At 66.8% G+C, this 13,578-nt stretch carries 13 protein-coding genes; 9 read left to right on the forward strand and 4 right to left on the reverse strand.

Annotated features, from left to right (window positions below):
- Window position 1 precedes the first annotated feature (1 nt).
- The 3 genes from D3877_RS19085 to D3877_RS19095 form a co-directional block, all read right to left on the reverse strand.
- A complete protein-coding gene (locus tag D3877_RS19085; RefSeq protein ID WP_119832248.1) occupies window positions 2-1,483 on the reverse strand; it encodes a pentapeptide repeat-containing protein in 1,482 nt (493 codons plus the stop codon).
- Between the two features lie 171 nt (window positions 1,484-1,654).
- The gene (locus tag D3877_RS19090; protein WP_238474961.1) at window positions 1,655-2,164 is read right to left on the reverse strand and encodes an MlaC/ttg2D family ABC transporter substrate-binding protein; all 510 of its coding nucleotides are present in this window, start codon (window positions 2,162-2,164) and stop codon (window positions 1,655-1,657) included.
- Between the two features lie 253 nt (window positions 2,165-2,417).
- Window positions 2,418-3,200: an MlaA family lipoprotein gene (locus D3877_RS19095; RefSeq protein ID WP_119832249.1), complete on the reverse strand. Its 783-nt coding sequence runs from the start codon at window positions 3,198-3,200 to the stop codon at window positions 2,418-2,420.
- A gap of 369 nt (window positions 3,201-3,569) precedes the next feature.
- On the opposite strand from D3877_RS19095, the gene D3877_RS19100 reads away from it, so the two are divergent.
- The 9 genes from D3877_RS19100 (at window position 3,570) to D3877_RS19140 (ending at window position 12,452) form a co-directional block, all read left to right on the forward strand.
- Entirely contained in the window at window positions 3,570-4,556 is a 987-nt protein-coding gene (locus D3877_RS19100) for an ArsR/SmtB family transcription factor (RefSeq protein WP_119832250.1), read from the forward strand.
- Window positions 4,553-5,452: a methylenetetrahydrofolate reductase [NAD(P)H] gene (metF, locus tag D3877_RS19105; RefSeq protein WP_119832251.1), complete on the forward strand. Its 900-nt coding sequence runs from the start codon at window positions 4,553-4,555 to the stop codon at window positions 5,450-5,452. The genes D3877_RS19100 and metF overlap by 4 nt, the downstream gene beginning before the upstream one ends.
- A gap of 59 nt (window positions 5,453-5,511) precedes the next feature.
- Window positions 5,512-5,985 (forward strand): DUF29 domain-containing protein, encoded by a 474-nt coding sequence (locus D3877_RS19110; RefSeq protein ID WP_119832252.1) that lies wholly within the window; start codon window positions 5,512-5,514, stop codon window positions 5,983-5,985.
- 38 nt (window positions 5,986-6,023) lie between these two features.
- Entirely contained in the window at window positions 6,024-9,515 is a 3,492-nt protein-coding gene (metH, locus tag D3877_RS19115; protein WP_119832253.1) for a methionine synthase, read from the forward strand.
- A gap of 74 nt (window positions 9,516-9,589) precedes the next feature.
- Window positions 9,590-9,922: a nucleotidyltransferase domain-containing protein gene (locus tag D3877_RS19120; RefSeq protein WP_119832254.1), complete on the forward strand. Its 333-nt coding sequence runs from the start codon at window positions 9,590-9,592 to the stop codon at window positions 9,920-9,922.
- On the forward strand, window positions 9,897-10,319 hold the full coding sequence (locus tag D3877_RS19125; RefSeq protein WP_238474962.1) for a HEPN domain-containing protein: 423 nt from the start codon (window positions 9,897-9,899) through the stop codon (window positions 10,317-10,319). The genes D3877_RS19120 and D3877_RS19125 overlap by 26 nt, the downstream gene beginning before the upstream one ends.
- The gene (locus D3877_RS19130; RefSeq protein WP_119832256.1) at window positions 10,316-10,816 is read left to right on the forward strand and encodes a thioesterase family protein; all 501 of its coding nucleotides are present in this window, start codon (window positions 10,316-10,318) and stop codon (window positions 10,814-10,816) included. Before D3877_RS19125 ends, D3877_RS19130 begins: the two co-directional genes overlap by 4 nt.
- 6 nt (window positions 10,817-10,822) lie before the next feature.
- The gene (locus D3877_RS19135) at window positions 10,823-11,329 is read left to right on the forward strand and encodes a pentapeptide repeat-containing protein (RefSeq protein ID WP_119832257.1); all 507 of its coding nucleotides are present in this window, start codon (window positions 10,823-10,825) and stop codon (window positions 11,327-11,329) included.
- A 97-nt stretch (window positions 11,330-11,426) separates the two neighbouring features.
- Window positions 11,427-12,452 (forward strand): GGDEF domain-containing protein, encoded by a 1,026-nt coding sequence (locus tag D3877_RS19140; protein ID WP_119832258.1) that lies wholly within the window; start codon window positions 11,427-11,429, stop codon window positions 12,450-12,452.
- Window positions 12,453-12,461: 9 nt separating this feature from the next.
- On the opposite strand, the gene D3877_RS19145 is transcribed toward D3877_RS19140, so the two are convergent.
- Window positions 12,462-13,562 (reverse strand): NAD(P)H-dependent flavin oxidoreductase, encoded by a 1,101-nt coding sequence (locus tag D3877_RS19145; protein ID WP_119832259.1) that lies wholly within the window; start codon window positions 13,560-13,562, stop codon window positions 12,462-12,464.
- Window positions 13,563-13,578 lie beyond the last annotated feature (16 nt).

Below are 13,578 nucleotides of genomic sequence, written 5' to 3' on the forward strand. Positions count from 1 at the left end.
TTCAGCCCGCCAGCTTTTGGTGCTCCAGAAAAGCCGTCTTCAACAGGGCTTTCAGATCGTCGCCATATTGGTGGAAGCGCACCGACAATTGGCCGCGTTCGTCGTCGCGGTGCAAAACCACCAGATTGGCGACCGCCGCCACGTCTTGCCGGTCGGTCATCACCACGCGGGCCTGGAAGGTTTGACCCCGGCGGTAGGGCTGGTTGACCGCCAGCAGGCACAGGCCGCCGACCGACCAGTTGCGGGCGGGGAAGACGCCATGTTCGGTGTGGACCACCAGACCGGGGCGGACGAAGCGCTTTTGCCGACGGCGTTCTTCGGGCGGCGGCGGCGCGATGGCGCCAGAGTTGGCGACGTCGATGCCGCTGCCTTCGGTCAGTGTGTTGGTGAAGACGCTGCCGCGCACGATGGCGTCGCCCATGCGGGCGGCGCGCAGATCGGCGTCGGAGAAATCGGCCCCGTCGAAATTGGCGGGCCAGGACCGGCCACCGGCCAGTTGCGTCGGGCTGGCGTCGGCCCGGTTGAACAGGGTGTGGGCCAGATAGGCGCGGCGCAGCGTGACCCCGCGCAGGCTGGCGTCGCTGAGATCGGATTCGTCGAGGTCGATGTAGGACAATTCGGCCATGTCCAGGCTGGCCTTGGTCAACCGCGTGCCCGGCAGGCGGCAGCGGCGCAGCCGCGCGGCGGCCAGCGTGCGCCCGCTCAGATCGGCCCCGGCCACCGACACCAAATCCAGATCCAGCCGCGCCCCCTCGCCCCCGCCGCTGTCCACCCACCGCTCGTGGCTGGCGACCAGTTCCAGGAAGTCGGCCACCGGCATGGCGGTGTAATTGGGCTGGACGATGGCGTCGGGCGGCAGGGTGAAGGGGATGAAGGTGCGCGTCAGCGTCGCCTGATCCATCACCGTGTTGCCGAACACCGCGCCGTCCAGCGTCGCCCCGCAAAAATCGGCGCCCATCAGCACAGCCGAGGTCAATTCCGCCCCGGTCAAGTCGGCGTCGTTCAGATCGGCGCCGGTCAGGTCACAGCCGGAAAAATTGGCCCCGGCCAGGATCGACCGCTCCATCTTCGCTTCGGTCAGGCGGGTCACGCCACCGGCGCGCGTCGTCTTCTGGGTGTCGTCCAGCAACTCCCCGGCGCGGAAATCGGCGCCGCGCAGATTGGCGTCGGTCAGTTGCGCCCGGTGCAGGTTGGCCCCGCGCAGATCGGCCCCGGTCAGCGTGGCGCCGGACAGGTTGATGGCCTCCATGTCGGCGCCGAACAGGTCGGCCTGGGTCAGATCGGCCCGGACCATCCGCGTGTTGGTCAGATTGCACCCGGCCAGCTTGGCCCCCGCCAGCGCCACCCGTTCCAGATTGAGCCGCGACAGATCGCGAAAGCTGAGGTCGGCGCGCTTGCCGCTGCTGGGTCGTTTCAGCCACGCCTGATGGGACAGGATGATCTTGCGGATCTCCTCGACCTCGGTCGGATCACGGTCTGCCATGGCGCTGCGAGTCCCGGTTGTGCCTGTGGGGAGCAAGGCAAGTCATTGATGCAAGATAGCCGTTTCGCGCCGCCGCGTCACGGATTCCGCGCGCCAACGCAAACGGGGCCGCCCCTGAGTGGAAGACGGCCCCGCGCTCTCGCAGACGATCCTAGTGAAAGGCGAAGGGCGTCAACCGGCCTTGCCGACCTTCTGGCGCAGGGCCTGAATCAACCCATCGACCTTGCCGCCATTCTGCTGCACAACCGACGAGAATTCCTGCCGTTGGGTCACGCCCATGCTGACATTCTCGACCACGACGTCGATGATCTTGTAATCGGCGTCCTTCTTGCGGATGCGCCAATTGACGTTCACCGGCGGGCCGCTGGGGCGGATGATCTGGGTCGTGACCATGGTGTCGGTCTCGCCCTCGGGCAGCGCGCCGACGATTTTGAAGGTCTCGCCCGAATATTCGATGAAACGTTCGGCGTAGGTGCCGACGATCAACTGCTCGAACAGCTTCTGATACTCGGCCTGCTGCGCCTCGCTCGCCTGATTCCAGTAGCGGCCCAGCACCCAACGCCCGATGTAAGGGACGTCGAAGCCCTTGTGCAGCAGCGCGCGGAAATGCTGCAACGCCTGCTCTTTGGGCGTGCTTTTGTTGGAGAATGTGCCAATGGCGTCATTCCCCAGCTTCTGCATGAAAACGCTTGCGCCCGGATCCGCGCTCTGCGCGAAAGCCGAGGAAACGAGAGGGTGGCCGACCCCGCTGCTCACCGCGAGCAGGGCCGCGCACGCGACAAACAGGCGACGTGTCAGCATCATGGGTCCAGAAATGGCGGCTTGGCTGTCGTTGTCAACGGTCATGTGACCCATGGGGCTAAGAAACATCGAAAGCGAAGCATTGCCCGGTTGCAGCGTCCCTGCGAGGGGGCCGCCGCAACCGAAAAACACCTTATTGCTTCGGCGCGGAGGCGAAGTCCGGGAAATCCGGGCCGCTGACCGGCTTGTTGGCAATCTCCGCCTGGCGCTGCTGCTGGCGCAGGCTGCGCACGGTGGCGTAGAAATCCAACGAGTTGCGGCGCAGATCGTCCACTTCCTTCAGAACATGCGACCGGCGGTCGATGGCGTTGGCCCCGGCGCGGGCGTACAACGCGCCCTTATGGTCGGCGGCGTAGCCCCAGACGCGCACCGGATCGGCGACGGTGTCCACGCCATAGCCGACGGTGTCGCGCAGGTTCGACGGACCCAGCAGCGGCAGCACCAGATACGGCCCGTCGCCGACGCCCCACACCGCCAGCGTCTGGCCGAAATCTTCCGGACGGTTGGGAATGCCCGCCTGAGTCGCGACGTCGGCGATGCCGCCGGCGCCCAAAATGGTGTTGGTCAGGAAGCGCCCGGTGGCGAATTGCGCGCCCTCGAAATTGCCCTGCAACAGGTTGTTGGCGATGTAGAGCGGCGACATCAGATTGTCGATGAAGTTGTGGATGGCGTCCCGGATCGGGTTCGGCACGGCGGCCACATAGACCTCGGCGGCGGGGCGCAGAACCAGCACGTCGGCGGCCTCGTTGGCGGCGAAGACGAAGCGGTTCGGCACTTCCAACGGGTCGTTGACCTCGGTGGCGGCCTCCTTGGAGCCTGGATCGAGCGGCTTGTTGGCGCAGGCCGTCGCGGTCAGGGCAAGGGCGGCGACGAGAGCCGAGCGGAGGGTGGAGCGTGTGAGACTGGCCAGCTTCATGGTGCGACGGCTCTTTTCTGGAGGCTCAACTCGGGTCGGATCGCCGGTCTTCCCCATCCGCCCCAAAGACTCCTGCGGTGGGAGCGTGGGGACCGACAGAGGCGGCGGCGCGTTCATGAGGAAGATTGTGCGAGAAATCGTCCAATTTCCACCTTTTCGTCGAGTAACACAGGAACGGCTGTTTGACCAGTCTCGTGGCGGCTGCGCCACAGCCCTTGCGGCGCCTGTGGCGTTCTTGCCGCAGGCCGGACTTCGGGCGGAGCGCGCGGTGCGACGAATTCGGTTTACGACGCATAAAGATATCTTTATATCTGTATTCAGAGTGACGGGGCGCGACGCCCCGCGCGGCGATGTTGGGTGTGTGGGGCGATGGACGATCTGCTTGCGACCCTGAAAGCGGCGGCGGAAACCACGCGGCTTCGGCTGCTGGCGCTGTGCGCCCATGGCGAGCTGACGGTGACGGAGCTGACCCAGATCCTGGGCCAGAGCCAGCCGCGCGTCTCGCGTCACCTGAAGCTGCTGTGCGACGCCGGGCTGCTCGACCGTTTCCGCGAGGGCACCTTCGCCTTTTACCGTCTGGCTGAGAAAGGCTCGTCGGCGGAGTTGGCGCGGGTGCTGGTGGACGCTATCCCCGATTCCGATCCGACCCTGACCCTGGATCTGGAGCGGCTGGAGGCGACCAAGCGGGGCCGTTCGGAAACCGCCGCCGCCTATTTCCGCGAAAACGCCGCGCGCTGGCACGAAATCCGCTCCCTGCACGTCGCCGAGGGCGAGGTGGAGGCGGCGTTGCTGCGGCTGTTCCCGGCGGCGGGCGTCGAGGAGCTGCTGGACATCGGCACCGGCACCGGGCGGATGCTGGAGGTGCTGGGGCCGCGCGTGCAGCGCGCCGTCGGCGTCGACCAGTCGCGCGAGATGCTGGCCGTCGCCCGCACCAAGCTGGAGGAGGCGGGCCTGCGCCATTGCCATGTCCGGCAGGCCGACATGTACCAACTGCCCTTTCCCAGCGGATCCTTCGACGCCGCCATCATCCATCAGGTGCTGCACTTCACCGAGTCGCCGGCCGAGGTGGTGGCGGAGGCCGCCCGCGTGCTGCGGCCCGGCGCGCCGCTGCTGATCGTCGATTTCGCCCCCCACACGCTGGAGGCGCTGCGCGAAGAACACGCGCACCGCCGACTCGGCTTTTCCGATCAGGAGGTCGCGGGCTGGTGCCGCCAATCCGGGCTGTCCTGCGGCCCGGCGGCGCATCTGCCGGGCGACCCGCTCACCGTGTCCATTTGGCCCGCCACCCGCCTTGCGGCGGCTGCGGCGGTTCCCTCGTCCTCTCCCGCCCTTACGCTCAGCGGAGTTTCGTCATGACCGCGCCCCTGTCTCCGCTGCCGTCCGTCAGCTTTGAGTTCTTCCCGCCGAAGACCGAGAAGATGGAGCAAAGCCTGTGGCAGGCCATCCATCGGCTGGCCCCGCTGGCGCCGAGCTTCGTGTCCGTCACCTACGGGGCGGGCGGCTCGACCCGCGAACGCACCCACGCCACGGTTTGCCGCATCCAAGCGGAAACCGGCATTCCGGCGGCGGCGCATTTTACTTGTGTCGGCGCGACTCGCGAGGAAATCGACGCCATCGCGCGGACCTATTGGGACGCGGGGATCCGCCATCTGGTGGCGCTGCGCGGCGATCCGCCCGACGCCGCCGGCGGGGTGGGCGGCGCCTATGAGCCGTTCCCCGGCGGCTACGCCTACGCCGCCGATCTGGTGGCGGGGATGAAGCGCATCGCCGATTTCGAGATCTCCGTCGCCGCCTACCCGGAAAGCCACCCGGACGCGCCCAGCGCCCAATTCGACCTGGACAATCTGAAGCGCAAGGTGGATGCCGGGGCGACCCGCGCCATCACCCAGTTCTTCTTCGACAACGACGCCTATTACCGCTTCCTCGACCGCTGCGCGGCGGCGGGCATCCATGTGCCCATCGTGCCGGGCATCCTGCCGATCACCAACTTCGCCCGCGCGGTGGAGTTCGCCGGAAAATGCGGCGCGTCAATGCCCGCCGCCCTGTCCGACACCTTCGAGGGGTTGGACGCCGACCCGGAAACCCGCCAACTGGTCGCCGCGACGGTCGCGGCGGAGCAGTGCCAAGCCTTGCAGGCCCAGGGCGTGACGGATTTCCACTTCTACACCCTGAACCGCGCCGACCTGACCATGGCGATCTGCCGGATGCTGGGCGTGAAGGCGCACAGCCCCGCCGCCCCGGTGGCGGGCTGAGGTAAGACGGGGGCGGGGGGCTTGTGCTAAGCTGCAACCGACGCTGCGGAGGGTGAGCCATGGACAGCCGGATCGGGTATGACACGGATTTCCTCGCCTGGACGCAAGAACAGGCCCGCCTGCTGCGCGACGCCGCGCAGGATCGCCCGAACACGCCCATCGACTGGGAGAACGTCGCCGAGGAGATCGAAAGCATGGGCCGATCCGAAGCCAACGCGTTGGCAAGCGCGCTGACCCGTGTGATCGAACATCTGCTGAAGCTGGAATTCTCCCCGGTCGCCGAACCGCGCGGCGGCTGGCGGCGCTCCGTTCGCGAACACCGGAACCAAGCCAACGACGCGCTGGACGCCAGCCCGAGCCTGCGTGGCAAGCTCGACCTTGAGAAGAGCTATCGACGGGGCCGGATTTACGCGGTGGAAGGCTTGGAACAGGATCGCGTCGCCGCCGCCGATCTGCCCGCCGAATGCCCCTATGCGCTGGAACACATTCTTGACGACGAGTGGTGGCCCGCCAACCGTCATGATCTCGCCTGATCCCCGAACACGCCCAAGCCACGGATAAGAACTCTCCCATGCCCCACATCCTCGACACCCTGCGTGACCGCGTTTTGCTTTGCGACGGCGGGTTTGGCAGCCGCATTCAGGCGCTCGACCTTGACGTGGAGACGGATTATTGGGGGCACGAGAACTGCACCGACATCCTGCCGCTGTCGCGCCCCGACATCGTCCGCGAGATCCATCGCGGTTATTTCGAGGCCGGGGCCGACATGGTCGAAACCGACACCTTCGGCGCCTCGCCGGTGACGTTGGGCGAGTTCGGCATCGGCGACAAAGCCTTTGAGATCAACCAGCGCGCCGTCGAGCTGGCGCGCGAGGCGGCGGCGACCTTCACCGACGGGCAGCCGCGCTTCGTCATCGGCTCCATCGGGCCGGGGACCAAGCTGCCCAGCCTGGGCCACATCGCCTATCAGGCCGCCGAGGACAGCTTTTACGTCCAGGCCGCCGGGCTGATCGCGGGCGGGGCCGACGCCATTCTGGTGGAAACCTGCCAGGATCCCTTGCAGATCAAGGCGGCGGTCAACGGGATCAAGCGCGCGCGGCTGGAGGCCAAATCCGACACGCCGGTCTTCGTTCAGGTGACGGTGGAGACCACCGGCACGCTGCTGGTCGGCACGGACATCGCGGCGGCGGCCACCATCATCCAGGCGCTCGACGTGCCGTTGATGGGGCTGAACTGCGCCACCGGCCCGCTGGAGATGAGCGAGCATGTCCGTTGGCTGGCGCAGAACTGGCCGGGGATGATCTCGGTCCAGCCCAACGCCGGGCTGCCCGAATTGGTGGACGGCAAGACCCATTACCCGCTGCGCGCCGATGATTTCGCCCATTGGCTGGAGCGTTTCGTCGTTGAGGATGGGGTTAATCTGGTCGGCGGCTGCTGCGGCACCAACGTGCCGCACATCGGCGCGGCCAACGCCATGCTGCGCAAGCTGGCCCCCGCCGGGTCGCACCGGCCCAACCCGAAGGGCCGCACGGTCCATTGGGTTCCGGCGGTCGCCTCGCTCTATTCCCAAGTCACGCTGCGCCAGGAAAACGCTTTCTTCGCCATCGGCGAACGCTGCAACGCCAACGGCTCCAAGAAGTGGCGCGAGTTGCAGGAAAAGCACGACTGGGACGGCTGCGTCGAGATGGCGCGCGAGCAGGTCAAGGAAGGCTCGCACGCGCTGGACGTCTGCACCGCCTTCGTCGGGCGCGACGAGGTGGCGGAGATGAACGCGGTCATGGAGCGTTTCGTCGGCTCCGTCACCGCGCCGCTGGTCATCGATTCCACCGAATACGGCGTTCTGGAACAGGCGTTGGCGCTCTATGGTGGCAAGGCGATCCTGAACTCGATCAATTTCGAGGATGGCGAGGAACCGGCGCGCCAGCGGCTGGCGCTGGCCAAGAAGTTCGGCGCGGCGGTCATCGCGCTGACCATCGACGAAGAGGGCATGGCCAAAACCCCCGACCGCAAGCTGTCCATCGCCAAGCGGCTCTATGATCTGGCGGTCAACGAATACGGCCTCTCCCCCGCCGATCTGCTGTTCGACCCGCTGACCTTCACCATCGCCACGGGCAACGAGGACGACCGCAAGCTCGCCATCTGGACGCTGGAAGGCATTGAGGCCATCGCCCGCGAGATGCCCGGTTGCCAGATCATCCTCGGGCTGTCGAACGTCTCCTTTGGTCTGAACGCGGCGGCGCGCCATGTGCTGAACTCGGTCTTCCTCGACCACGCGGTCAAGAAGGGGATGACCGGGGCCATCGTCCATGTCTCCAAGATCCTGCCGCTGCACCAGATCCCGGACATCGAGGTCAAGACCGCCGAAGATTTGATCTTCGACCGCCGCGCGGACGGTTACGACCCGCTGCACGCCTTCATCGCGCTGTTCGAGGGCCGCAAGGCGGCGGACGCCAAGAAGAAGGCGCGGGCCGAAACGGTCGAGGAGCGGTTGAAGGAGCGCATCGTTGACGGCGATCGCACCGGGTTGGACGAGGATCTGGCGGCGGCGATGAAGACGCACCCGCCGTTGGAGATCATCAACACCTATCTGCTCGACGGCATGAAGGTGGTGGGCGAACTGTTCGGCGCGGGCAAGATGCAGTTGCCCTTCGTCCTGCAATCGGCGGAAACCATGAAGGCCGCCGTCGCCTATCTTGAACCCCACATGGAAAAGGCGGACGGCCAGCAAAAGGGCACCATGGTGCTGGCGACGGTGAAGGGCGACGTCCACGACATCGGCAAGAATCTGGTGGACATCATCCTGACCAACAACGGCTACAAGGTGGTCAATCTCGGCATCAAACAGCCGGTGTCGGCGATCATCCAGGCGGCGAAGGAGCACAAGGCCGACGCCGTCGGCATGTCCGGCCTGCTGGTGAAATCCACCGTGGTGATGCGCGAAAATCTGGCCGAAATGACCCGCGAGGGGTTGGACGTGCCGGTGCTGCTGGGCGGCGCCGCCCTGACTCGCGCCTATGTCGAGGGCGATTGCGTCGCCTCCTACGGCTCGGGCCGGGTGGCCTATGCGGGCGACGCCTTTGATGGGCTGACCCTGATGGACGAGGTGGTGACGGGCAGCTTCGACCAGAAGCTGTCCATCATCCAGGCCAAGCGGGCGGGCAAGGCGGTCAACCGCCGCCGCGTGCTGGGGCAGGCGACCAGCGCGGCGACCGGGCCGGTGGACAAGGACGCCGTGCGCGCCCGCCGCCACCGCTTGGCCGAGGGCGTGCCGGTGCCGACTCCGCCCTTCTGGGGGCCGAAGCTGATCGACCATGTGCCGTTGAAGACGCTGGTCACGTATCTGAACGAGCGGATGCTCTACCAACTGCAATGGGGCTACCGGAAGGACGGCAAGTCGTTCGAGGAGTTCAAGGAGTGGGCGAAGAAGGAGCTTCGCCCGGTGCTCGACCGCATCCTGAAGATCGCCCACAGCGAAAACATCCTGCGCCCGACCGCCGTTTACGGCTATTGGAAGGCGGCGGCGGACGGCAACGACGTGATCCTGTTCGAGGAGGATGGGACGACGGAGGCCGCGCGCTTCAGCCTGCCGCGCCAGGGCAAGGAGGATGGCGAGTGCATCGCCGACTTCCTGCGCGACGTGACCGACCCGGAGCGCGACGTGCTTGGCCTTCAGGTCGTCACCATGGGCCAGCATTGCGCCGAGGTGGCGCGGGAATGGTTCGCCGAAAACCGCTATCAGGATTACCTCTACCTGCACGGCCTGTCGGTGGAGATGACCGAGGCGATGGCGGAGTATGTCCACGCCCGCATCCGCTCGGAGTTGGGCTATGGCGCGGAGGACAACCGCGACAAGGAGAAGCTGTTGCAGCAATCCTATCGCGGCAGCCGCTACAGCTTCGGCTACCCGGCCTGCCCGAATCTGAAGGACCAGGAGCAGTTGTTGAAGCTTCTGGGGGCCGAGCGGATCGGCATTGAAATGTCGGACGAGGACCAGTTGCACCCCGAACAGAGCACCTCGGCCATCGTCCTGCACCACCCGCGCGCCAAATATTTCTCGGTGTAAGGGCAGCCGCCGCCGCCCGTCCGTCCGTCCTGTGTTAGGATGGGCAGGCGGCGGCGACCCGGATGGCGGCGGATATGGCGGCAATAGCGGCGGTTGAGGATGAAAAGTTGCGGGTCCTGCTGGACCGGATCATTCCGGCCCTGAAGCCGGAAGCCGTCTATCTGTTCGGCAGCCGGGCGCGCGGCAATTTCCACGAGGACAGCGATTACGATCTGCTGGTGATCGTCCCCGACGACACGCCCAAGGAACGGCGGACTCCGCGCTACGCCTACGCCTCCAAGATTGGCACTGGCATTCCGGCGGACATCATCCCCTGCACCCGGATGAATTACGAAGCGTCGAAGGATGTCGTCGGCACGCTCAGCTATGAAGTGAAGCGCCATGGGCAGCGGGTCTATGGACGATAAGGCGCTTCAGGCGTGGCTTGCGGTGGTCGAGCGCGACATGAAGGCCATTCGGAACAACCTGTATGGGCCGGAGCCGGAACCGTCGATGGCGGCCTACCATTGCCAACAGGCGGTTGAGAAGCTGTTGAAGACGGTCCTGGTCGCAACGGGCGTGATGCCGCCGAAGAGTCATGATCTTGATCTGTTGATCGCCCGGCTGCCCACTGAGCATCCCATCGCACCACGCGCACGCGCTCTCAGCCATCTGGTCGTCTTTCTCAGCGGCCCCCGTTATCCGGGGCCGGGAATTTTCAACGATCCGCCCGACGACCCCTCGGTCGAGGAGGTGGTCGGCTGGCTGGGCGAGATCGAGTCCTTGCGCGCCGACATCCTCCGTTTTCTGGGATTGCCCTCATGACCAACCCTGCGCCGCTCGCCCTGCACGCCGCCGCCGTGCTGCCGGAATGGATCGACTACAACGGGCACATGAACGTGGCCTATTATCTGCTGGCCTTCGATCAGGCGACCGACGCGGTGCTCGACCATTTCGGGGTGGGCAAGGCCTATGTCGCGGCGGAACAGCGGTCGCTTTTCGTGGTGGACGCCCATCTGACCTACGCGCGGGAGGTGGTGGAGGGCGATCCGCTGCGTTTCGCCTCGCGCCTGCTGGGGGCGGACGGCAAGCGGCTGCATCTGTTCCATGAGATGTTTCACGCGACCGATGGGACGCTGGCTGCGACGGCGGAGTTCATGCTGCTGCACGTCGATCTGACGCAGCGCCGCGCCAGTCCGTTCGGCGAGGCTGTCGCCGCCGCGCTGGCGGCGCAGGCCGCCGCCCACGCCACTTTGCCGCGCCCGCCGCAGGCGGGGCGGTCGGTGGGCGGTCTTGCGCCGCGCCCCGCGCTCCCCATCTAAAGCCGGATGATGCTGAAATCCGCCGCTCGCCGCGTCGCCGTCGCGTTGTTTCTCGCGCCGCTGTCCTTTCCGGTTTGGGCCGCGTGCAACGATCTGGCCCAGGCCAAAGTTGTCTGGCGGCGCTGTTCCTTCGAGGGGCAGGCGTTGCCGGGGGCGCAACTGGCGGGAGCCATTCTGCGCGACACGACATTTCAGCGCGCCGACCTGCGCGGGGCCGATTTGAGCGACGCCGACGGCTACCGCGCCAAATTCATCAGCGCCCTGGTGATGGGCGCGCGCTTTGATCGGGCGCGCTTGATCGAGGTCGATTTCACCCGCGCCGATCTGACCGACGCGTCGTTCCGCGCCGCCGATCTGCGCAACGCCAAGCTGGTGGGGGCCTCGCTGGTCAACGCCGATTTCACCGGGGCCAAACTGAGCGGCGCCGACCTGAGCAACGCCAATTTGGCGGGCGCGCGCTGGGTTGACGGCGCGCGGGTGTGTGGCGCGCATTCGGTGGGCGAGTGCAACTGAGCGACAGATTTCGACAATAAGCGACGAAAAGACTCGCTTGCCGACATCGTCAACCCCGCGTACCGTTCGAAATCGAACGAATCAAAGGGTAGAGATTGTGGCCAGCGCGGACGAATTTGACAAGGTCAGCGCCTTGGCGGCCAAGGCGATGGACCGTATGTTGTCGGATCGCCTGCTGGCAAACCCTGAAAATTTCACGTTGTGGTTCGTTTATTTCAGTGGGCAGCATCCCGATCTGACTCGCGCGGTGGACATCGCCAGCCGGGACGGAATCGCCCTGTCGCAATCGCTCTGCGACGAGTTGTTCAAGCGCTTTTTCTCGTTGGACGCCGAAGTGCAGGCGATTCGCGAAACCTCCGACAAGGCCCGATTCGCCTTGGGCCGGGTGCTGGAGCAGTTGGGCAATGTCGGGTCGGAGACGGAGCGCTACGGCAGCGCGCTGTCGGGATTCAGCGAAGAGCTGTCGCAACCGCTCGGTCTGACCGATCTGCGCGCCATGGTCGCGGCCATCGCCGCCGAGACGGCGGGCATCGTTGAACGCCAAACGGCGTTGCAACTGCAACTCCAGGAATCGAGTCTCCAACTGGCTGAAATGCGGGTCAGCCTGGACAGCGCCCGGCGCGAGGCGATGACCGATGGCCTGACCGGCATCGCCAACCGCAAGGCCTTTGATCTGATGCTGTTGGAGGCGATGGACGAGACCGCGCGCGATGGGCAACCGCTGTCGCTGCTGATGGTGGACATCGACCATTTTAAGAGCTTCAACGACACCCACGGCCATCTGGTCGGCGATCATGTGCTGAAGCTGGTGGCCCGGATGCTGACCGAATGCATCAAGGGCCGAGACACCGCCGCCCGCTATGGCGGGGAGGAGTTCGCGATCATCCTGCCGCGCACCAGCCTGGACAACGCGGTCAAGCTGGCCGAGCAGGTCCGCGCCTTCGTCGGCGGGCGGCAGATCGTCAACAAGGCGCGCAACGCCAATTACGGCACGGTCGCCCTGTCGATTGGCGTCGCCCAATTCCGTCCGGGCGAGAATTCCCAATCCCTGGTCCGCCGCGCCGACCAAGCGCTGTACAGCGCCAAGCGCGGCGGGCGCAACCGGGTTGGGGTGGAGGGGTAGGGCGAACGCCTACACCCCAGCCAATTTTTCAACCGTCGCCGCGCAACCGCTCAACAGCGCGGCCACCACCTCGCCCGCCGGGCGGCGGCGGGCCATTGGCGCGCCTTGTCCGGCCCACAGCGACAGGAATTCGGCGCGGCCCTGCTGCCCGGCGGCGGCGCGCAGGGGACGGGTCAGGGCGTTTTGCAGGGGGAAGGGCAGGACGGCGTCGGGTCGCTCCCGATCCTCGACCGTTTCCATGAATCGGTTGACGAGGCCGCGCGCCGGGCGGCCGGAGAACGCGCGGGTCAGGCGGGTTTGGTCCTCGGCGGCGTCGAGAATGGCGGCGTCGAGAATCGCCTGTTTGTGAACCTCGGGGATACCCGCCTCGTCGCAGGTCAGGAAGACGGTGCCGAGTTGCACGGCGGTCGCGCCCAGCGCCAGCGCGGCGGCGATTCCGCGCCCGTCCATGATGCCGCCCGACGCGATCACCGGCACGCCGACGGCGTCGACGATCTGCGGAACCAGCGCCATCGCGCCAATCAGGTTGGCGGCGGGATCGCCGATGAAGCCGCCGCGATGGCCGCCCGCTTCGGCGCCCTGCGCGATCACCGCGTCAACCCCGGCCTGCTCCAGCGCCAGCGCCTCGGCCACCGTGGTCGCGGTGCCCATCACCCGCATGCCGCGCGTCTTGGCGGCGCTGACGACATCCGCCGGGGGCAGGCCGAAGGTGACGCTGAAGATGGCCGCGCCGCTGTCGAGCATGGCGGGAACCAGCGTGGCGAAGCTGTCGCCGGGATAGGCCGGGGCGCTGGGGGCGGGCAGGCCGAGTTCGGCGTAAAAGCCAGCGACCCGCGCCACCGCCGCTTCGGTCAGGGCCGCCGAGGCCGTCGGTTCGGGCTGCGGCGCGAACAGATTGACGCCGAAGGGCAGGGCGGTGCGGGACCGGATGTCGCGGGCGCGCTCGGTCAATTGCGCCGGGGTGAGGTACGCCGCGCCGACGAAGCCGAAGCCCCCCGCCTCGTTCACCGCCGCGACCAGCGCGGCGCTGTCGCCGCCGCCCGCCATCGGCGCCTGAATGATGGGGGAACGCAGCCCCAGCCGGGCCAAGAGTTCGCCGCGCGCGGGCATCGCCGCCTCCGTCGCT

This window comes from Azospirillum cavernae (assembly GCF_003590795.1).
GTDB lineage: Bacteria > Pseudomonadota > Alphaproteobacteria > Azospirillales > Azospirillaceae > Azospirillum > Azospirillum cavernae.